General features: G+C 55.9%; 19 protein-coding genes. 8 read left to right on the top strand and 11 right to left on the bottom strand.

Features of this window, described 5'->3' with window-relative positions; translation table 11 throughout:
* Positions 1-214: 214 nt before the first annotated feature.
* The gene (locus tag BQ8011_RS01995; protein WP_072457045.1) at positions 215-1564 is read right to left on the bottom strand and encodes an FtsX-like permease family protein; all 1350 of its coding nucleotides are present in this window, start codon (positions 1562-1564) and stop codon (positions 215-217) included.
* A complete protein-coding gene (locus tag BQ8011_RS01990; RefSeq protein ID WP_072457830.1) occupies positions 1561-2235 on the bottom strand; it encodes an ABC transporter ATP-binding protein in 675 nt (224 codons plus the stop codon). The genes BQ8011_RS01995 and BQ8011_RS01990 overlap by 4 nt, the downstream gene beginning before the upstream one ends.
* 196 nt (positions 2236-2431) lie before the next feature.
* Here BQ8011_RS01990 and BQ8011_RS01985 point away from each other — a divergent pair, with 196 nt between their 5' ends.
* The 3 genes from BQ8011_RS01985 (at position 2432) to BQ8011_RS01975 (ending at position 5524) form a co-directional block, all read left to right on the top strand.
* Entirely contained in the window at positions 2432-3136 is a 705-nt protein-coding gene (locus BQ8011_RS01985; RefSeq protein ID WP_072457043.1) for an MgtC/SapB family protein, read from the top strand.
* A gap of 99 nt (positions 3137-3235) precedes the next feature.
* Entirely contained in the window at positions 3236-4555 is a 1320-nt protein-coding gene (locus tag BQ8011_RS01980; protein ID WP_034501001.1) for an aminotransferase-like domain-containing protein, read from the top strand.
* Positions 4556-4573: 18 nt separating this feature from the next.
* Positions 4574-5524 (top strand): D-alanine--D-alanine ligase family protein, encoded by a 951-nt coding sequence (locus tag BQ8011_RS01975; RefSeq protein ID WP_034501003.1) that lies wholly within the window; start codon positions 4574-4576, stop codon positions 5522-5524.
* A gap of 77 nt (positions 5525-5601) precedes the next feature.
* Here the strand turns inward: BQ8011_RS01975 and BQ8011_RS01970 are convergent, their stop codons facing one another.
* The 9 genes from BQ8011_RS01970 to rpmH form a co-directional block, all read right to left on the bottom strand.
* Positions 5602-6234, bottom strand: coding sequence for an HAD family hydrolase (locus BQ8011_RS01970; protein ID WP_034501005.1), 633 nt, complete (start codon positions 6232-6234; stop codon positions 5602-5604).
* Between the two features lie 243 nt (positions 6235-6477).
* A complete protein-coding gene (locus tag BQ8011_RS01965; RefSeq protein ID WP_072457041.1) occupies positions 6478-7746 on the bottom strand; it encodes a ParB/RepB/Spo0J family partition protein in 1269 nt (422 codons plus the stop codon).
* A gap of 165 nt (positions 7747-7911) precedes the next feature.
* Positions 7912-8781 carry a ParA family protein gene (locus tag BQ8011_RS01960; protein WP_072457039.1) on the bottom strand — a complete coding sequence of 290 codons (870 nt, stop codon included), beginning with the start codon at positions 8779-8781 and terminating at the stop codon, positions 7912-7914.
* Positions 8782-8880: 99 nt separating this feature from the next.
* Positions 8881-9546: a 16S rRNA (guanine(527)-N(7))-methyltransferase RsmG gene (gene rsmG / locus BQ8011_RS01955; protein WP_083429968.1), complete on the bottom strand. Its 666-nt coding sequence runs from the start codon at positions 9544-9546 to the stop codon at positions 8881-8883.
* Positions 9547-10068 carry a Jag family protein gene (locus BQ8011_RS01950; RefSeq protein ID WP_072457037.1) on the bottom strand — a complete coding sequence of 174 codons (522 nt, stop codon included), beginning with the start codon at positions 10066-10068 and terminating at the stop codon, positions 9547-9549.
* Between the two features lie 62 nt (positions 10069-10130).
* A complete protein-coding gene (yidC, locus tag BQ8011_RS01945; protein WP_034501010.1) occupies positions 10131-11438 on the bottom strand; it encodes a membrane protein insertase YidC in 1308 nt (435 codons plus the stop codon).
* 11 nt (positions 11439-11449) lie between these two features.
* On the bottom strand, positions 11450-11857 hold the full coding sequence (gene yidD / locus BQ8011_RS01940) for a membrane protein insertion efficiency factor YidD (RefSeq protein WP_072457035.1): 408 nt from the start codon (positions 11855-11857) through the stop codon (positions 11450-11452).
* A complete protein-coding gene (rnpA, locus tag BQ8011_RS01935) occupies positions 11854-12222 on the bottom strand; it encodes a ribonuclease P protein component (protein ID WP_034501012.1) in 369 nt (122 codons plus the stop codon). The genes yidD and rnpA overlap by 4 nt, the downstream gene beginning before the upstream one ends.
* An 11-nt stretch (positions 12223-12233) precedes the next feature.
* Positions 12234-12374 carry a 50S ribosomal protein L34 gene (gene rpmH / locus BQ8011_RS01930; RefSeq protein ID WP_009748181.1) on the bottom strand — a complete coding sequence of 47 codons (141 nt, stop codon included), beginning with the start codon at positions 12372-12374 and terminating at the stop codon, positions 12234-12236.
* Between the two features lie 382 nt (positions 12375-12756).
* Between rpmH and dnaA the strand changes: the two genes are divergently transcribed.
* The 5 genes from dnaA (at position 12757) to gyrB (ending at position 19786) form a co-directional block, all read left to right on the top strand.
* Positions 12757-14211 (top strand): chromosomal replication initiator protein DnaA, encoded by a 1455-nt coding sequence (gene dnaA, locus BQ8011_RS01925; protein ID WP_072457033.1) that lies wholly within the window; start codon positions 12757-12759, stop codon positions 14209-14211.
* A gap of 393 nt (positions 14212-14604) precedes the next feature.
* Positions 14605-15738, top strand: a complete 1134-nt coding sequence (gene dnaN, locus BQ8011_RS01920; protein WP_072457031.1) for a DNA polymerase III subunit beta — start codon at positions 14605-14607, stop codon at positions 15736-15738.
* 12 nt (positions 15739-15750) lie between these two features.
* A complete protein-coding gene (gene recF / locus BQ8011_RS01915) occupies positions 15751-16911 on the top strand; it encodes a DNA replication/repair protein RecF (RefSeq protein ID WP_072457029.1) in 1161 nt (386 codons plus the stop codon).
* The gene (locus BQ8011_RS01910; RefSeq protein ID WP_072457828.1) at positions 16904-17554 is read left to right on the top strand and encodes a DciA family protein; all 651 of its coding nucleotides are present in this window, start codon (positions 16904-16906) and stop codon (positions 17552-17554) included. The genes recF and BQ8011_RS01910 overlap by 8 nt, the downstream gene beginning before the upstream one ends.
* Positions 17555-17755: 201 nt before the next feature.
* Positions 17756-19786, top strand: a complete 2031-nt coding sequence (gene gyrB / locus BQ8011_RS01905) for a DNA topoisomerase (ATP-hydrolyzing) subunit B (protein ID WP_034501020.1) — start codon at positions 17756-17758, stop codon at positions 19784-19786.
* Positions 19787-19846 lie beyond the last annotated feature (60 nt).

The raw sequence follows: 19846 nt of genomic DNA, 5'->3' as shown, positions 1-19846 counted from the left end.
TTTGTAGGGGCAAAGACACCGGCCCGTCATTCCACCGGCGCCATTGCAGGTGGAAGCTCACCAGTTCGAGCCCCTGACCTCTCGATCTAATACGCTTAATTTTAATCCGGCTAAAACGTCAAGAGCTGGGAAAACGTGCAACCCTACGTGCACGTTTTCCCAGCTCAGGCAGACATCTGACATTTTTTCAGCACGCCTGTCGTTACCAGACTTTCTATTTCACTCCTTCACGCATGTCACTGAGCAGCCTGCGTCGCAGTGGACCGGTGCTTTCTGAGGCAAAGAGAATCAGCGCGACTCCTCCCGCTGTCATCCCGATAAAGATTCCCATACTGCTCAAGGACACTCCCATGGTCAGTACCGGAGACATGAAGCACAGTCCCAGCACCAGCGCACCGCCGATCATGAGCACGGCAGGAAGCATAATTTCAAGCCTGCGCGAGCGGTCCAGGAATTTTGCCGGCGAACCCATGTACTCCAGGGCCTTAATCTGATCGATCGAATCAATGACGCGAATCCCCTGGTTGATCGCGGTAGAGATTGCTCCCAAAACCAGTGTGATTCCGAAAGTCAGCAGCATCCCCGTACGGATATCACCGAGCAGGATCACACTGGTCTCTTCCATATCGGGGCTACTCGTCACGCTTGTTGCCGCAAAGAGAGGCATAAGTACTCCCACGAGGAAGGCAACTAAGGCAATCGCGCCGAAAGACCGCCACACGCTCTTGGGATCATCAGTAATGCGTCTTCCAGCGAGCATCATCTGCGGCGTACGCGCGCATGCGGACATGATTCGTCCCAAGACCGAGACACTCAAGGCACCGACGACGTTGACCAAGGCAAAGATCACGCCCATGAATCCCAATAGCACCGACAAGCCGATAGCAATTCCTGCATTCCAGATGGTTCCACCAATAAAGAGCCAGACGACCATGAGGGCGACCATGATGCCCAGCCCCACGGGAGACACCTTCGACACATCGCTTCTTCGGCTCACTCCTAGAGGCGTGACGACCACGCGACGCATCGCAAGCATCGCGGAGGCAGCTGCAAGGACCATCATCAGCGCGGCCTCGGCAATGAGGATCAGGGGACCGACCCACATCTCGCCGACGCTCAAGGCTACGCCCTGGAAAGAAACGAAACTCCATCCGGGTAAGCACGCTGCGTACAGCAGCGAACCCGCAACAACACCGACCAGCGCATAAACCGCGGTCTCGATGACGCAAGCAAGGCGAGTTTGCCCCGGTTTTAAGCCGATGAGTCTCAGTACAGCAAGGTCACGCGCTCTGCGACTCAGCCCCAGGCGCGCTGCCGCACCACCCATCGAGAGGATCGGGACAGTCATCAGCGTTGCAGCAAAACACGCCATCACCACGTAGAAGGTTGCGACATCGCTGAAACCGGCCGGTGGGTTACTTGCGCGAGAGACAAATGCGCACACCCCTCCTGTGACGCTCAGCAAAATCGCATGCGGGAAAGCGAAAGCAAGAACCGTCAGGATTGTTGTCGCGCGGTCACGCGAACGCAACGTTGCCTTGGCTGCGGTCAGTGTTGCGCTCATCGAGACACCTGCTGATCGATCAAGCCGTCGCGCATGTGGATTTCATGCGGGAGGCGCGCCGCAACTGAAGGATCGTGGGTGACCAAGATCAGACTGGCACCCGTCGCCGAGCACGCTCCTGTCAGGACGCTCATGACTTCAGCCCCCGTCCCCTGGTCCAGCGCGCCCGTTGGTTCGTCAGCAAAGACGACTTTGGGGTGAGTGATGAGCGCGCGCCCAATAGCGACGCGTTGTGCTTGCCCGCCGGAAAGTTGCCCCGGACGGTAGGGGCCTGCACCATCCAGCCCCAGATTCATCAGGATCTGCTGCGCTTGAGAGACCGCGTTCTTGCGCGACACTCCCGCCAGCATGAGCGGCATCGCAACATTCTCTTGGCATGGCAGCTCGGGGAGGAGCTGACCGTCTTGGAAGACAAAACCAAAATTGCGCAGCCGCAGTTGCGAGATCGCCCCCTCACTCGTCGCCGCCAATTCGGTACCGTCGAGCATGATGCTTCCCGAAGTCGGGCGAAGAACCCCCGCGAGGCAGTGCAGCAAGGTCGTTTTACCGCATCCTGAGGGTCCCATGATGGCCAGTTGGCTCCCCTGAGGGATCGAGAGGCTTACTCCCGCGAGTGCGTAAACCGTGTTTCCGCCTCGCTGGTAGGTTTTTGTCAGCCCGCGAACGATCATTCCCGAGGCCGTGGATGCGTTGGGTGCGTCTGGCGCGCTTGCGCCCTGCTGCAGTGGAGTAGTCATAGTTTTAGTGTGCTCGTGAGCTACCCGTGTTCACTATTGGGTATTGCCCTGATTTGCCCCTAGTTGTGGTAATGGGGATGTACCCTAGGAAACAATTACGTGCACGCCGTTATTATCACCGAGGAAGGCCATGCTGACCCTAAGCCAACATTTTGAGCAGATTGCCGGGATTCTCCTCGCCCTACTCCTGTCTTCTCTGATCGGTCTGGAACGTCAGGCGCGTGGAAAGAGCGCGGGTCTACGCACGGATGCGATCGTTGGCATGACCTCTGCTCTCCTCATGGTGGTCTCCAAGTATGGCTTCGACGATGTGCTCGCCGCAGATTTGGTCCGCGTAGATCCCTCGCGTGTCGCCGCACAGATTGTTTCCGGTATTGGCTTCCTCGGTGCCGGCATCATTTTGACGCGTTCAGGTGCGGTGCGCGGTCTGACTACTGCCGCCACGGTGTGGGAAACTGCTGGAATTGGTATGGCGTGTGGCGCGGGATTGTGGGTCGCGGGCGTTGCAGTGACGCTCATGCACTTCATCATTGTTTTTGCCCTTACGCCGCTTGCCCGCCACATCGGTCCGCATTCTTCGCGCCGGCCAAATACCGTTGTGCTTGAAGTCGTCTTCGACTCCGGTCAAGGGGTGATGCGTCGCGTGATGAACGTGATGACGGAGTCGAAGTGGCGTATTTCCCAGGTTCGCAGCGATACCGAAGGCAAGCGTGGCCATGCGTACATCGAAACGACGACCGCCGACCGCGTTGCACTCCCTGCACTGATTGCAACGATCTCCGATCTTCCCGGCATCTACTCCGTTGAGGAAGCGGATCCGCACGGCATGGATTAAAGGTATCCACGGCCTCGTTGACGGTATCCAATAGTGGGCGAATAGTGGCACACTTGGACGTGTGTCTTTTGACATAGTGACTCAGAAAGGTTCGCGATTATGACTCAGGATTCTCAGTTGCAGGGAACTCGACTCGACCCGTGGTTTGATGCCTACGCCGATCGAGCTCACAACCTGCGAGCTTCTGAGATTCGCGCGCTTTTTTCTGTCGTCTCGCGGCCCGAGGTTGTTTCACTTGCGGGCGGTATGCCGAACCTGAAGGATCTTCCTCTGGAGAGCTTGGCCGAAACCGCGAAGGAGCTGATCCTTTCCTCCGGCGCCCAGGCACTGCAATACGGTTCGGGCCAGGGCTGGGAACCCTTGCGTGAGCAACTTGTCAACGTCATGACCTATGACGGCATCATCGGCGCTGACCCTGACGACGTCGTCATTACGACGGGTTCGCAACAGGCACTCGACTTGATGGCCGAGCTCTTTATCGATTCCGGTGACGTTGTTTTGGCCGAGTCTCCTTCCTACGTTGGCGCCCTTGGCTGTTTCCGTGCCCGCCAAGCCGATGTCATTCACGTTGATATGGATGACAACGGCATCATTCCCGAGGCCTTAGAAGAGACGATCCGTCGCCTGAAGTCCGCCGGTCGCGCCATTAAGTTCCTCTACACGATCCCAAACTTCCACAATCCTGCGGGCGTCACGCTTTCTTTGGAGCGTCGCCCCCTGATCGCTGAAATCTGCATGCGTGAACACGTGTTGATTTTGGAAGATAACCCGTACGGCTTGCTTGGTTTTGATTCCGATCCGCTTCCCGCACTTCGTTCGTGGTCTCCCGAGGGCGTTGTCTACTTGGGTTCGGTTTCGAAGATGTTTGCGCCCGGTATGCGTATCGGTTGGGCCCTTGCTCCCCACGCCATTCGCGCGAAGCTGATACTGGCTTCTGAGGCCGCAATTTTGTCCCCAGGTATGTTCGGTCAGATGTTCCTCTCGAGCTACCTGGCCGGTTATGACTGGTACAGCCAAGTCAAGGTCTATCGCGCAATGTACGCCGAACGTTGCAAGGCCATGTTGGATGCTTTGGCGGAGTACATGCCCGAGTGCTCGTGGACGACTCCGGATGGCGGTTTCTACACATGGGTGACCCTGCCCGAGGGTTTGAATGCGCGCAGCATGCTTCCTCGCGCTGTAAAGGCACAGGTCGCCTACGTTTCCGGTACCGCTTTCTACTACGACGGCCGGGGTGCTGATCACATGCGCTTGTCCTTCTGCTATCCCGAACCCGATCGTATCCGTGAAGGTATTCGTCGCCTTGCTGGCGTTGTTAATGCTGAGAAGCAGCTCGTCGATATGTTCGGCGTTGCACCCGAAGAAGAAGCTGAATTTTTAACGAACCGTCATGATGGTTCCGTTCATACCGAAGACTAATTCCGAGGAGAAATCGTCATGTCCACTGATTCATTAAAGGTCCTTATTATCGCTGGCGGCCTCACCCATGAGCGTGATGTTTCTGTTCGCTCCGGACGTCGCGTCGCAAACTCCCTGATCAACCAGGGTTTCGACGCTAAGGTTGTCGATTTTGATCAGAATCTTCCCGCTGAGATTTCCGCTTTCGGCCCCGATGTTGTGTGGCCGCTTGTTCACGGATCTTTGGGCGAGGATGGTTCTCTCCAATCCCTTCTTGAGGGTGTGGGAGTTCCTTACGTGGGGTCGACACCTGCGCAGGCGATGCTGGCTTCCAACAAGCCCACTGCTAAGGCGCTCGTTGGCGCAGCCGGACTTGATACCCCCGGGTGGATTGCCCTTCCCCAGCTTTTGTTCCGCCAGCTCGGCGCGCACAATGTTCTTGGGATGATCAACTCCTCTTTGACTTTCCCGCTTGTCGTCAAACCTTCTTCGGGTGGTTCGGCTCTTGGAATGTCCCGTGCTCAGGATTCAAGTGATCTTCGTTCTGCGATGGTTGATGCTTTCTCCTACGAGGAGCATGTCATGCTCGAACGTTTCGTTGAAGGCCGCGATATCGCTGTTTCGGTTGTCGATCTAGAGGAAGGGCCTATTGCCCTGCCACCCGTCGAGGTCTCCACCGACGACGGTCACTACGATTACGAGGCTCGCTACACAACTGATGAGAGCGAATACTTTGTACCCGCCCGCCTGAGCAACGATGAGATGACGGATGTCCAGGCTGCCGCTATCCAGATCCACGAGTTGCTTGGTCTTCGTGACCTGTCACGTATTGACTTTATTGTTGACGATAACGGGAGCTTTTGGTTCATTGACGCGAATGTTTCGCCCGGAATGACCGATACTTCGCTTTTCCCGCAGGCTGCCGAGGCCACAGGTTCCTTTGACGAGATCTGCGCGGCTATCGTTCGCTACGTTGCAAGCCGGGATTGACCTAGCCGCTTAGCGCTCATTGTTTCGCATAGTTGGGGGCGGGCACCATGAAGGTGCCCGCCCCCAACTTTCATGTTTTAGAGAAGCCCGAGCTGAATGAGCTCTTCCCTGGTTTCATGCGCGTTTGCCCAGCTCAAGGTCGAAATACCCAAGTACTCCGCCGCCTTCGTATTTTGTTCGCGATCGTCGATGAACAAAATTTTCTCTGCCTCGAGCCGCGCGGCTTCAATCGCCTCGCGATAGATTCCACGATTCGGTTTTGCGACTCCAACATAGGATGAGAAGATCATTGGTCCATTGAAGTACTTATGTGCCCACGGACTTTCCATCACGATTGACGCGTGAGGCGCTGGCATATTCGTCAGGACCCCCATGATGTAGCCCTTAGACTTCAGTTCTTCAAGAAGGTACGCGGCACACTCATCAATGCCGTACATTCGGCGAGAGTCAGCAGTAACAAGTTCATCGAGTTGGGATTCGCTTGGCTCCGGTAGCCCGCAGTCACCGCTGACAGCGTTCCAGAATTCCTTGTCTGTCATACCTTCGTCATATGAGTCTCGATGGGCCCAGATCGCATGGTCGACGAGTGTCAGCACATGAGGCTCGTTCCCTAGGTTCAGGATCGAGGCAAATTGCCCAGGATCAGGCCGCTGTGTGACCAGAACTCCACCAATGTCGAAGTAGATGAGATCAGGTTGTGGTCTATCCATAAGTGCTGTGAACCTCCGGTTCTATTGTCTCGCATTACTGCCCCGACAACAAACCGCCTTCTCATACATGTGTGGGTGATGTTTCACGTGAAACATCACCCACACATGTTCTTTCTCTTTCGGGTCTTGCTACCTACCTCGCCGAAGCCTCATCTTTGGCTGCAACATTTTCCTCCAGCTCAAGTGAATGCTTACCAAGCGCGCATCCCATCAAATGCAGCAGGTGCACCAAACGGCTCAGAATTAGTCTTCGCGGTTCGCTTTGGGAAGGAGAAGATCCGCAAGACGTTGAAGATCCTCACTACCCGCGAATTCGATGATGATCTTACCCTTGCGCTTACCCTCAGAGATCGTCACGCGGGTGTCCCAAGCGTCTGCGAGGACTTGGCTCATATGTTCACCAAGCGGAGATGCAACGTTCATACGCTTCACCGAGTGATGCGTCGGGCGTTGGATTGAACCTAAGCGAACGAGCTCTTCTGTCGTACGTACAGAAAGTCCTTCTGCAATGATGCGGTTGGCGAGGATCTCCATTTCTTCCGGCGTACTCAGCCCGAGAAGTGCACGTGCGTGGCCTGCCGACAGAACCTGCGCTGATACCTTCTTCTGTACGGATGCAGGTAGCTTAAGAAGTCGAAGTGTGTTCGCAATCTGCGGCCGTGAACGCGCAATCTTCTTCGAGAGTTCTTCCTGCGTCGCCCCGAAATCTGCCATGAGCTGCTGATATGCAAACGCTTCTTCAAGGGGATTGAGCTGCGCACGATGAAGGTTTTCAAGCAAGGCGTCACGCAGAAGATCTTCATCCTCGGTATGACGTACAATCGCTGGAATACTCGACAGCCCCGCCAATTCGCTTGCTCGCAGTCGGCGCTCACCCATGATGAGTTCGTAGCGTGCCTCTGGCTTCTCCTTCAGGAGTTCCTTCAGAGTTTCAGAAGGTTCCTGATCGAGCGCGATCCTACGGACAACAATTGGCTGCAGAACACCGACCTCGCGAATGGAGGCAGCGAGTTCGTTCAGATCATCTTCATCAAACACCTGGCGCGGTTGACGGGTATTGGGAACAATCTGCTCCAAAGGAATCTCTGCGAAGGTCGCACCAGGAACGTTCAGAAGTTCTGATGTTTCACGTGAAACATCGTTTTGATCGTCGCGGCTTTCCTTGGACGACGCGGCCGCGGCCGATACCGAGGTGGAAATCGCTTCCCCCTTTTCACCGCCTTCCGAGCCTCCCTGCGCCTTCGACTCCTGAGCTTTACGCGTCCTGACGGGCTTTGAAGCAGCACTACTACGGCTACTCAACGACTTCCTAGTCTTCGGTTCGAGCAGTTCGCGCGCTGAACCACCGCGTGCCGTCGTGCTTGAGCGCTGACCGGGGAAGAGAACGTCAAGAGGACGCTTTGCTACCTCCTCAGGATTCTCACTCTGTGCCTGGGGGATAAGGGCACCGAGCCCTCTGCCCAAACCTGCTCGCCGTTGAGCCTTATGCTGTGATTCGGAGTGCTCCGCCATGCTCATTTACCAATCTCGCGTACTCGTGATGATGAATCCATTGTTTCACGTGAAACACGAAAATGTGGACTGAACAATCAAAAAACGATTTTCAGAGCGTCCTTCTCCTGAGATTCGCAACACCACTAAATCCCGAAAAAGTTCCTTCCAGAAAACGAAATAGACCTACTTGGCCAGACGCAGACTCAACTCGAGTGCAGCTTTCCGGTATGCGAGGCTGCCCGCGCCATTTGGATCGTAGGTAATGACGCTCTGCCCATAGCTCGGAGCTTCAGAGACGCGAACCGAACGAGGAATCACTGTCTGGAGTGTTTGGGTTGGGAAGTGTGAACGAACTTCCGACTCAACCTCTTCAGAAAGTTTCGTTCGCTTATCGGCCATGGTCAACAACATAGTTGAAACATGCAGTTTCGGGTTCAGGTCACCACTGATGCGATCAATCGTCGACCATAGCTGGCTCAGGCCCTCAAGCGCGTAGTACTCGGTCTGAATCGGAATCAAAACCTCATCAGCTGCGACCATGACATTCAAAGTGACCAAACCCAAGGAAGGCGGGCAATCGATGAAAACTAAATCAATTTGCTGATAGGCCTCGACGAAATGCGAAACTGCGTCGGCAAGGCGAAACTCGCGCCGCGCAAGATCAACAAGCTCAATCTCGGCTCCAGACAAGTCAATCGTCGCCGGACAAACCCAGAGATTGTCTAAATCAGGGCAGGCCTGGAGGACCTCACCAATCGAAGCCTGACCAGTGATCACCTCGTAGGTCGAAGGAGTACCGGGGGTATGCGCGATACCCAGCGCACTCGAGGCATTACCCTGAGCGTCGGCGTCAATCACGACAACCTTCAACCCACCCAAAGCACATGCCGCAGCAAGGTTGACAACCGAAGTGGTCTTGCCAACCCCGCCCTTCTGATTCGCGACGGCGATCACGCGAGTGGAAGAAGGCACACCAAACTTTGCCTTCTCCAAGAAGGCACGATCTTGGAAGTTTTGGGTGATCTGATCCGAAAGCGGAGTCTGACCGGCCATAGAAGTTGAGCCTTTCTCGCACGTCAATGACACAAGTGTAGGCAAGAAGAACACACCCTGATAGCTGAGGACACGCGCTACCAGAGCTATCCCGGCAAGCTACGAGCGAACTCTCTTTGCGACGACAACGAAGGTCGAGTCATCCTCCATCACGGAAGGCACCTCGTGAATCGAGGCCGCCAAATGGTGACGCTTGAGCTCAACTTGCGCAGCCTCGACCTCTCCACCAGCACGACGACCTTTAAGCGCAACCAGTGAGCCACCGGGAGCAATTAACTTAGAGGTCATACGGACAAGCTTGGTCATATTCGCTAGCGCTCGAGAAGTGACGACGTCTGCCTTGCCCTTACCTCGGAGTTCTTCAGCACGTGCTTGATGAATAGTGACGTTATCCAAACCAAGTGCATCAACAACATCGGCAAGCCACTCGCAGCGCCGAGCCATGGGCTCCGCAAGGTGAACATCAAGGTTCGGCCTGCATACAGCGATGACAATACCCGGGAATCCGGCTCCCGATCCGACGTCGAGAACCTGTCCCTTCTTGGGTAGGAAATCAAGAACCGCAGCAGAGTTCACGAGGTGGCGCGACCAGAGCCGGGGAAGCTCTCGCGGACCAATCAGTCCGCGAAGCTCTCCCTCTTCAACCAACATGTTGGCAAACTCGGCGATATCTGGATATGCCAAGCCGAAAAGTTCGCGAACTTCAGGTCCGGGAACCTCAAGTTCAATCTCTAGCTCACCCGAGCCGCCCGCGAGGGTGTCCACTCAGGCCTCCTCGGCCTCATCAATGGCGGACTCATCGGCGGGAAGAATCACGACACGGCGACGGGGCTCAACGCCTTCAGATTCGCTGCGCAGACCCTCAGAGGCAACAACGTCGTGGCAAACCTTGCGCTCAAACGGGTTCATCGGTTCAAGCTTCTGCGGCTCACCGGTCGCACGCAGGCGCGCGATGGCCTCGTGAGTCAGATCCTGCAGATCCGCCTTACGATCGGCACGGAAGCCTGCAATGTCAAGCATGAGGCGCGAACGCTCGCCGGTTTCGGTCTGGACGGCAAGTCGAGTCAGTTCTTGGAGCGCATCAACGACTTCACCGTCCTCGCCAACGAGGTGGTCAAGAGCAGAGGGGTCCTCGGAAATGATCTCAACCAGTGCGCGGCCATTTTCGACATCGATTTCAATATCACCGTCAAGATCAGCGATATCGAGAAGCTCTTCCAGGTAGTCGGCTGCGAGTTCGCCTTCTTCCTCCAGGCGCGACAGCTCGCTGGACGTATCTTCGCTCATAGTATTTCCTCCATCAGGGGATGTTTGATGCCATGGGCATCGAGTGGTCTGTGGTGGCGCGCTCAGCGCTTCTTCTTCTTTGCAGCGGCGCGACGAGCCTTGCGGCGCTCCTGGCGCTTGCGCTCGAGTTCGTCAGCATCAACCGAGGAGTTCGGATTCTCGGAGGCCGCCTGTGCACGAGGCGAACGGGTACGTGCCTGACGTTGTGCTTCCTCACGCTTGGCCGCGGCCTCGCGACGATCCGCCGCACGTTCGGTCGCAACCTTGACTCCGCGCATCCACACCTCGTCGGGAAGGGTCGTCCATTCCTGCATCGAAAGATTGCGGTAGATCGAAACGATCTCTCCCTCGCTCATGACCTCGGGGAAATCAGAGGCGACCTTCTGGCGCTTTGCGCGAGCGCGCAATTCCTTCAAAGTGGCCGAGTTCAAAGCCTTGAGTTCATCGGAACCATCGGCCAAGACGCGACGCTTCTCGTCGTAATCGGCAAAGAAGGGGCGAGCCCACGTCTGGTAGGCACTCTGACGCTTGGCCAAGAGCTCCTTGTAAGCAGCGGAGTTCGGGTTCGGCATGTTCTTGATGACCCACAGCATCTGCAGGTAGCCCCAAATGCCCGCGGTCGTCGTGTAGATGACGACACCCATCTGGAAGAACAGGCCCGAGAAGATGAACATGAAGGGCATGACGTACATCATCATGCGCTGCGAACGAACCATGGGGTTGTTCGGATCCTGGTTCTGCGGCATGTTCTTCGTCATCGTCAGACGGATGGTCAAGAACTGCGTCGCGACCATGATGACGATGAAGACACCGAAGATCAGCGTCGGAAGCGAGGCAAAGGAAGAGTCGCGGATCGTGTGGGACAGCGGGACGCCGAAAACCTGCGAGGAGTCGATTTCCGAGGCGACGGCCTGAGTGATCGGACCCAGGGAGTCCACGTGACGCGAACCGACCTGGTAGCTGCTTTCTGCCAGGGCGTGGATGGCGTAGATCGCACGGTACATCGCGAAGAGAACCGGCAACTGAACGAGCATTGGCAAGCACGAAGCGAAGGGGTTCACACCGTACTTCTTATTGAGCTCGGAAATCTCCTGCTGCATGCGCTGGCGGGAGGCCATATCCGTCTTGCCCTTGTACTTGGCCTGAATCTTCTGCATCTGAGGCTGAACAATCGACGTGCCTCGCATGCTCTTGAGCTGCTTGAGGTACAGCGGGATGATCAGCACGCGCACCAAAATGGTCAGCAGAACGATGGACAGGACCCATGTGAATCCTGCGCCGCTGTTCATTCCAACGAGCAGCAGCAGGTCGTGAATCCTGACCCAGAGCCAGGCGACCGCTACTGCAAAGGGATAGAGAATCGAATCCACAGGAGATCTCCTTATGATGCGCGGGGGACGCTCACTGCGTCCGTGTGATGCTCGGCCTTCGCCGAGAAGTCTTCGAGAGTGTCGACCGATGTCTTGTCATCGGTGCGATCCATGCCCATGGGGGTTTGTGCCCATGGATCGTCGTAGCCGGCCCAGTCCTGGGGTGGCGTCCAGGCTTCGCTGGTCCACTTGCCGCGTGCGGGAACTTCATCGACCCCGCCGAGGCTCCAGGGGTTACAGCGAAGGATTCGCCAGATGGCTAATAGTGTTCCCTTGACGAGGCCGTGGGTGCGCAAAGCGCCGAGGGCGTAGCTTGAGCAGGTGGGGTAGTAGCGGCAACGCGGCGCGAAAAGTGGGGAAATGAAACGCTGGTAGAGGCGCACGGGGATGATTGCGATATACGCGAAAGGAGAGCTCATGCGCGTCCCTCCTGAGATCGATCCCATTTCTTCCATGCCCTGGCCAAAACCTGATCTAATTCTTCACCCAATTGCTCCGAAGTGACACCCAATGCATCGGCTTTTACTCGGACGACGACGCGGGCACCGGCAGGCTGTGCACTGAGGCGATCGGCCATGAGATGGCGCAATTGACGCTTGACTCGGTTGCGTCCAACTGCTCGTTTGATCTGGCTCTTAGGTACGACGAAACCGACGAGGCGTGAATCACTTTCCTCGTCGGTTCGACAATGCACAATGAGCCTTTGCTGACCCGCGCGCGATCCGCTTCGGATTGCGAGGCGGAAGTCCGCTGGATTCACCATGCGGTTCGAGCGGGGCAACACCTCGCGAAAGCTCAGGCGGAGAGGCGGGCGCGGCCCTTGCGACGACGCGCAGCCAGAATCGCGCGGCCAGCGCGGGTGCTCATACGCAGGCGGAAGCCGTGCGTCTTGGAACGACGACGGTTGTTCGGCTGATAAGTCCGCTTGGTGGTCACTGATATCTCCTCGAATTGGTCATGGACGGTGTTTATCTCAACGACAAACACATACGAACCAACAGCCTAAGGGTTTTTCGCCGTTCCGTCAACGAAAGAGCCACTTAATTCAGGCCATCCACACCTGTGGAAGGAGGTGTGGATACATAAGGGGTAAGTTATCCACATTGCAAGTTATCCACAAACCTGTGGATAGAGACATTTTCTTTGTCACTCAACGGGGAGGTCTTGTAACTACACAAATGTCATTTGGGGATTAAATATCCACAGGTATATCCCCAGCTGTGGAAAACGTGGCATCATATTAGAATTATCGGTGGAAGATGATTTCGACAGATATCATTTCTCGTGTCCTATCTCACGTCAGTTTCCGGAGGTTCTTGTGTCTATCGATGCCCTTACTCAGGCATGGTCTGAGGCACTTGCTCAAATCTCAGACCAATTGAGACCTGCAACCTTGTCTTTCCTACGCTCAGCAAAACCCCTGGGTGACATTGATGGAACGATCTTGATCGCTGTTCCCAACGATTTCACAAAGAAGTGGATCGAAAACAACGACGCGACTGATCTCACTGCTTCTCTGACCAACATCCTTGGGCGCAGTATTCGTCTAGCGGTCACCATCGACCCCTCTCTTGAACCCGAACCCGAACCGGTCGAGCAACCCTCACCAGTTGCCTCGTCAGTGGGAAGCGAGGGCCAGGTGCAACCAAGCGCTACCACACCACACCAAGCCGCCCCGGCTCAGGCAGCGCCGTCGAGTAGCCCGCAACTAGCAATCGACACCGCTAGCACCCACCTGAATCCGAAGCACACTTTCGATACTTTCGTGATTGGTCCCTCGAATCGCTTCGCCCATGCTGCAGCTTTTGCGGTCTCGGAAACTCCCGGTCGCGCTTACAACCCCCTCTTTATTCACGGTGATTCCGGTCTGGGAAAAACCCACCTCATTCACGCCATCGGCCACTACACGCTTTCGCTTTTCCCGCAGATGCGCGTGCGCTACGTGAATTCAGAGGAATTTACGAACGACTTCATTAACTCCGTTCGTGAGGAGAGCATCGAAGAGTTCCAGCGGCGATACCGCGAAGTCGATGTGCTTCTGATCGACGATATTCAGTTCATTCAAGGCAAAGAACGCACGGTTGAAGAGTTTTTCCACACCTTCAATTCCCTCTATAACGCGGGAAAGCAGATCGTGCTGACCTCGGATGTTCCGCCTCGTGAACTCGATTTGGAAGACCGCATTCGTTCTCGCTTCGCTGCGGGTCTCTTGGTCGATGTCTTACCGCCTGATCTTGAAACGCGTATCGCAATTTTGCAGAAGAAGGCGAGTGCGGAAAACATCGAGGTGGATCCTCGTGTCTTGGAGTACATTGCTCAACGAATTTCTTCGAATATTCGCGAACTTGAAGGTGCCCTCGTCCGCGTCGCAGCCTTTGAATCCCTCTCAAAGGAACCAGTCACCGTATCGATGGCGGAAATGCTCCTTAAGGACTTCGCTTCGGATCCTCAAGATACCGAGGTGACACCTACCTTGATCATGAGTCAGACTGCGACCTACTTCGGGGTCACCATCGATCAGCTTTCGTCTTCGGATCGCTCACATGTCGTCGTCGAAGCACGTCAGATCGCGATGTACTTGTGCCGAGAACTCACTGATTTGTCCCTGCCCAAGATCGGCGCAGCATTTGGCGGACGCGACCATACAACTGTCATGCACGCTAATAAGAAAATCGTCGGATTGATGGCAGAAAAGAGAGAGACCTTTAACTACGTCACCGAATTGACGAACCGCATCAAGCAGGCGGCGCGCGAGTCAGCGACACTAGGTTAAATGGCGAATTACTCCCATTTTCGGTGCAATCCACAGAAGCTGTGGAAACTGTGGTGAAATCGCAGCGTGAACATGTGTACAGGAAAAGGGAAGCTGTGGAACTTCAAGAATGACAAAAATTTCTTCCACAAAAAGATGTAGTTTGTTCACACTCGGATACACATCTACGTCCACGATGAAATTCTTGTCATTAAGCGGAAAGAACCACTTATCCACACTATCCACATAGCCGATGACGAAGACGAACTAAGTTCAAGACAAATAACAAAAATTCGCCCGCATCACTCAAGCCCCCTGGTGAACTCCACAGCAGCGAATTTTTCAGTTTCCTTGACGCCTACAGCCAGCTAAACTAACAACCGGTATTTCTTTATTCAGTTCCAAGGAGAATCCATGAAGTTCACCGTCGCCCGCGACGTGCTTGCTGAAGCTGTTTCATGGACAGCGCGTGTACTTCCTACCCGTCCTGCAAGCCCCATCCTTGCCGGAATGCGTATTTCAGCCCAGGGTCAAGAACTGACTCTGTCCTCCTTTGACTACGAAGTCTCGGGAAATTCACGAATTCCTGCATCCGTTGACGAAGAAGGCGAAGTCCTGGTTTCGGGTCGGCTTCTTGCCGATATTTCAAAGTCACTGCCCAACAAGCCCGTCACCATCGAAGTTGACGGACAAAAAGTTTCACTTTCCTGCGGTTCTTCGCACTTCACCTTGGCTGTCATGCCCATTGATGAATATCCCTTGCTTCCCGGACAGCCCCAGGTTGCCGGATCTGTCGATTCGCAGGTTTTTGCCCAGGCCGTTGCTCAGGTGTCAATTGCTGCGTCGCGCGATGAAACTCTTCCCCTGCTCACTGCAGTTCGCGTTGAAATCGACGGTGACAACATCACGCTTTTGGCAACCGACCGCTACCGCTTGGCCATGCGTGAGCTTCACTGGGATTCTGTTTCCGACATGTCCGAGGCCGCATTGGTGAAGGCGCGGATCCTCCAAGACGTTGCCAAGTCAATGACCAGTGGTGCAAAGGTCGACGTCGGTCTGTCCCAGGAATCCCAGCCCGGTGCCTCCTCGCTCATTGGTTTCCAGGCCGGTGGACGACGCACGACCTCGACCCTCATGGATGGCGATTATCCGCCCGTTCGCAGGCTTTTCCCCGAAACCACAACAATTCAGGCCATTGTTGAGCGCCACACTCTGCTCGAAGCAGTCAAGCGCGTGTCTTTGGTTGCCGAACGCAAGACCAGTGTTCGACTCTCCTTCTCCGATGGACAGCTTGTCCTCGAAGCCGGCCAAGGTGACAATGCTCAGGCTTCCGAAGTTGTTCCTGCGCAGCTCATGGGTGAAGACATCGCGACGGCATTTAACCCGCAGTACCTCAGCGAAGGTCTGTCGGTGATGGATACGGACTTCGTTCGTTTCGGTTTCACCCACCCCACGAAGCCCGCGGTCATCACGGGCCAAGAGAAGGCAGACGGTGGAGAATCAACCGATTTCCGCTACCTGCTCATGCCGATCCGCTACGGAATCTGATCTGGAGTTTGTGTGCGAGTTTCGCACGTTGCGCTGGATGACTTTCGTTCATACCGCCATGCGGTAGTGGAGTTTTCGCCCGGGACGACAGTGCTTCTGGGTGCTAACGGCCAGGGGAAGACCAACCTCGTCGAGGCGGTTTCCTACCTTTCGGCTTTCTCCTCGCACCGCGTCAGTGCCGAGCAGGCGCTCGTGCGTCTCCCGCTTGAGGCAGATGAGCCCCAACCCGGCGGTGCAGTGGTCAGAGTCAAACTCGTCACTGCCGGTGAGCGCGAAACCGTTATTGAGCTCGAAATTGTCCGCGGCAAAGCCAACCGTGCGAAGGTGAACCGTACTCAGGTGCGTCCACGAGAGGTCTTGGGCCTTCTCAAAAGCGTGGTCTTTTCACCCGAAGATCTTCAAATCGTTCGCGGTGACCCGCAGCTTCGCCGTCAATTTATGGACGATTTGCTCATTCAACAGCACCCGCTGATCGCGCAGGTAAAGAATGATTTCGAGAAGGTTGCTCGCCAAAGAGCGGCGCTGATGAAAAGCGCGCAATCTCAACTGCGCAGGGGATATACCCCCGATTTTTCAACGATTGATGTGTGGGATGAGACCTTCGCCGAGCTTTCTGCTCGACTGAGCCTTGCTCGCGCCGGCCTCGTCGCCGAACTTCGCAGGCCCGCAGCCGATGCTTACGAAGAAATCGGTGGATCGCCTCGGAAAATGGATATCGAATTCGTCGCTTCACAGGGAAGTTGCGCACCCGAGGCCAGCGCCGCGCAACTCAAAGAAGAACTTAAGGACCTGCTCGCTGCTTCGCGCATGAAGGAAGCCGAACGAGGGGTAAACCTGGTCGGCGCGCATCGAGATGACCTCAAACTTTCCCTTGGTGGGATGCCAGTGAAAGGTTATGCAAGCCACGGTGAGACATGGTCGGTTGCACTATCACTGCGTTTGGGTGCTTTCGAGTTGCTTTCTCGCGATGGTGACACCCCGATTCTTATTCTCGACGATGTATTTGCAGAGCTAGACTCCTCCCGCCGAGCCGGTTTAACACGTATGATTACCGGAGCGGAACAGGTATTGATCACGGCAGCTGTCGCCGATGATGTTCCGCCAGAATTGCACGCTCAGACTCATGCTGTTCACTGGGATCCTGAGCTTGGAACGGTGGTCGGTGATGAGTGAATTTTCCGATTTTGAATATGCCTCTGCAGCACTACGGCGTGCACAAGCCAGAGCACAAGCCCAGGGACACTACCGTGTGCCCTTGCGGACTCGACGCCGCTCGATCAGCGGTCAAAGTGAAGAGTTTGCCCAAGAAATTCTGCTCGATGATGAGCACGAGCTTGATGACGTGAGCGTTGATTCCGAGGCTGACCCCGATGGTGAATTCAGTGCGCTTTCCACTGTTGTCTCGCGGGCGGGGAGCCGATGGATCAAAATGCCAGGAATGGCGCCACTGCGCCGAAAGTACCGGGAACCTAAGCGCCTTGGACTCACGGTTGATTCCCTCATTGCTCAGCGCGGTTGGCAAGAGCACACTCGCATGGGGGATCTCATGTCGAGGTGGAGCCAGATTGCCGGCGAGGAGATTGCTGCTCATTGCAGGATCGAAGCAATTGAAGATCGACGAGTCATTGTCCAATGCGATTCGACGAACTGGTTTAAGAACGTTCAGCTCTTTCTTCCCCAGCTTGAGCGCAATATTGCCGAGGCCGTGGGTGAGGGTGTTGTTCAGCAAGTGATCTTGCGTCCACCGGCCTCTCCTTCGTGGAAAAAGGGCCGTTTATCGGTGCCTGGACGTGGTCCTCGAGATACCTACGCGTAGTTTCTGAACGTGTGACTGATCACAGCCTCAAAAACCGCTAGATTTCGCGGTTTATTCCTGTGAGTGATTAGCCCTCATAGCGGTGTCAATCAGGGCTTTCCCCTTGCCTTTTCGGTAGAATAGGAACGGTTGTTTTATTGATACTGCGCCATTTTCGGGCAGTACGCACCCGTGTGGGTGAAGAATGAGGGGAGCCATTAGGTGGCTGAAACGCAAGAACCAACAGTCGATGACGGATCCGACGGCTACGGCGCGTCAGATATTACCGTCCTCGAAGGTTTGGAGGCGGTGCGTAAGCGCCCCGGTATGTACATTGGGTCAACCGGTGAGCGCGGCCTACACCACCTGGTGTACGAGGTAGTTGATAATTCCGTTGACGAGGCCTTGGCTGGTTACGCGGACCACATTGAGGTCACGATCCTGGCCGATGGCGGTATTCGCGTCGTCGATAACGGCCGCGGTATTCCTGTCGACGAACACCCCACCGAGCACAAGCCCACGGTCGAGGTCGTCATGACGATTCTCCACGCCGGTGGTAAGTTCGGCGGCGGTGGTTACGCCGTCTCCGGTGGTCTTCACGGCGTGGGTATTTCGGTTGTGAATGCGCTGTCAACGCGCGTTGACACGGTTATTCGTCGGCAGGGCTACGCATGGCGCATGTCTTTTGCCAACGGTGGTCATCCCATCACAGAGCTCGTTCGCGGTGAAGAAACCCACGAGACCGGCACGACGCAAACCTTCTACCCGGATCCCGAAATCTTTGAGACGACCGTTTTCGATTTTGAGACCCTGCGTCAGCGTTTCCAGCAGATGGCATTCCTCAACAAGGGACTGCGCATTACCTTGACCGATGAGCGCGAAAGCGCCACCGGCGAAGGCGACGAAATCGCGGGCGACGAGCAGGCCTCGGAAGAAAAGCACAAGGGATTCCGCCAGGTCTCCTACATGTACGAGCACGGTCTGCGTGACTACGTGGAGTACCTGGATTCAGCGAAGAAGACCGAAGCTATTAACGCTGACATCATCGACTTCGAAGCGGAAAACGACGAGGGCACCATGAGCGTGGAAATCGCCATGCAGTGGACCACCTCGTATTCCTCCTCGGTTCACACCTTCGCGAACACGATCAACACCACCGAAGGTGGCATGCACGAAGAAGGCTTCCGTACGGCGCTGACTTCACTGGTGAACCGCTATGGGCGCGAAAAGGGAATCATCCGCGACAAGGATGACAACCTCACCGGTGACGATGTGCGTGAAGGCCTCACCGCCGTCATCTCCATCAAGCTCACCGAGCCCCAGTTCGAAGGCCAGACGAAGACGAAGCTTGGAAACACCGAAGCTCGTACTTTCGTTCAACAGCAGGTCTACTCCAAGCTCACCGACTGGTTCGACGCGCACCCCGCAGACGCGAAAGCCATTATTTCGAAGGGTCAGGCCGCTCAGGCCGCTCGCGTTGCCGCACGAAAGGCGCGTGAGGCGACCCGCCGTAAGGGCGTTCTGGAGTCGGCCTCGATGCCCGGCAAGCTGCGCGATTGCTCCTCGCGAGTGCCCTCAGAATGCGAAATCTTCATCGTCGAGGGTGACTCCGCAGGCGGTTCGGCCGTCGGCGGACGCGACCCCGAACACCAGGCAATTTTGCCGATCCGAGGCAAGATTTTGAACGTGGAAAAGGCTCGCCTGGACCGCGCCCTGAGCTCGGATACGATTCGCTCTCTGATTACGGCTTTCGGCACCGGAATTGGTGAGGATTTCGATCTGTCGAAGCTGCGTTACGGCAAGATTGTCATCATGGCGGATGCCGACGTGGACGGCCAGCACATTGCAACCCTGTTGCTCACGCTGCTCTTCCGTTACATGCGTCCCCTGGTCGAACAGGGACACACCTTCATCGCTATGCCTCCGCTGTACCGCATCAAGTGGTCGAATGCGGAGCACGAATTCGCCTACTCGGACAAGGAACGCGACGAAATGCTTGCCGCGGGAGCTGCAGCAAACCGCAGGCTTCCCAAGGAAGGCGGCATCCAGCGCTACAAGGGTCTGGGTGAGATGAATGATCACGAGCTGTGGGAAACCACCATGGATCCTCAGCACCGCATCCTCAAGCAGGTCACTCTCGAAGATGCAGCAGATGCCGATGAGACCTTCACCATCTTGATGGGTGACGACGTCGAGAGGCGCCGCACGTTTATCCAGCGCAACGCCACCGACGTGCGCTTCCTCGACATCTAAAGCCCAGCGACGGGGCCACACACGTGCGGCCTCGTCAGTAGAAAACGAAACGAAGGACCA

This window comes from Actinomyces marseillensis, assembly GCF_900155605.1.
Taxonomy (GTDB): domain Bacteria; phylum Actinomycetota; class Actinomycetes; order Actinomycetales; family Actinomycetaceae; genus Pauljensenia; species Pauljensenia marseillensis.
Note: the sequence above shows the minus strand (reverse complement) of the source record. Positions and strands in the feature narration are given on the sequence as shown.

What these genes read in the sequence shown, in the direction of transcription:
- BQ8011_RS01910 (WP_072457828.1), top strand. Translation starts at nt 16,904, where the DNA reads ATGAGTGAATTTTCCGATTTTGAATATGCCTCTGCAGCACTACGGCGT.
- BQ8011_RS01965 (WP_072457041.1), bottom strand. Translation starts at nt 7,746, where the DNA reads ATGGCGGAGCACTCCGAATCACAGCATAAGGCTCAACGGCGAGCAGGT.
- BQ8011_RS01980 (WP_034501001.1), top strand. Translation starts at nt 3,236, where the DNA reads ATGACTCAGGATTCTCAGTTGCAGGGAACTCGACTCGACCCGTGGTTT.
- yidD (WP_072457035.1), bottom strand. Translation starts at nt 11,857, where the DNA reads ATGAGCTCTCCTTTCGCGTATATCGCAATCATCCCCGTGCGCCTCTAC.
- dnaN (WP_072457031.1), top strand. Translation starts at nt 14,605, where the DNA reads ATGAAGTTCACCGTCGCCCGCGACGTGCTTGCTGAAGCTGTTTCATGG.
- BQ8011_RS01990 (WP_072457830.1), bottom strand. Translation starts at nt 2,235, where the DNA reads ATGATCGTTCGCGGGCTGACAAAAACCTACCAGCGAGGCGGAAACACG.
- BQ8011_RS01975 (WP_034501003.1), top strand. Translation starts at nt 4,574, where the DNA reads ATGTCCACTGATTCATTAAAGGTCCTTATTATCGCTGGCGGCCTCACC.
- BQ8011_RS01960 (WP_072457039.1), bottom strand. Translation starts at nt 8,781, where the DNA reads ATGGCCGGTCAGACTCCGCTTTCGGATCAGATCACCCAAAACTTCCAA.
- BQ8011_RS01985 (WP_072457043.1), top strand. Translation starts at nt 2,432, where the DNA reads ATGCTGACCCTAAGCCAACATTTTGAGCAGATTGCCGGGATTCTCCTC.
- BQ8011_RS01970 (WP_034501005.1), bottom strand. Translation starts at nt 6,234, where the DNA reads ATGGATAGACCACAACCTGATCTCATCTACTTCGACATTGGTGGAGTT.
- BQ8011_RS01995 (WP_072457045.1), bottom strand. Translation starts at nt 1,564, where the DNA reads ATGAGCGCAACACTGACCGCAGCCAAGGCAACGTTGCGTTCGCGTGAC.
- BQ8011_RS01950 (WP_072457037.1), bottom strand. Translation starts at nt 10,068, where the DNA reads ATGAGCGAAGATACGTCCAGCGAGCTGTCGCGCCTGGAGGAAGAAGGC.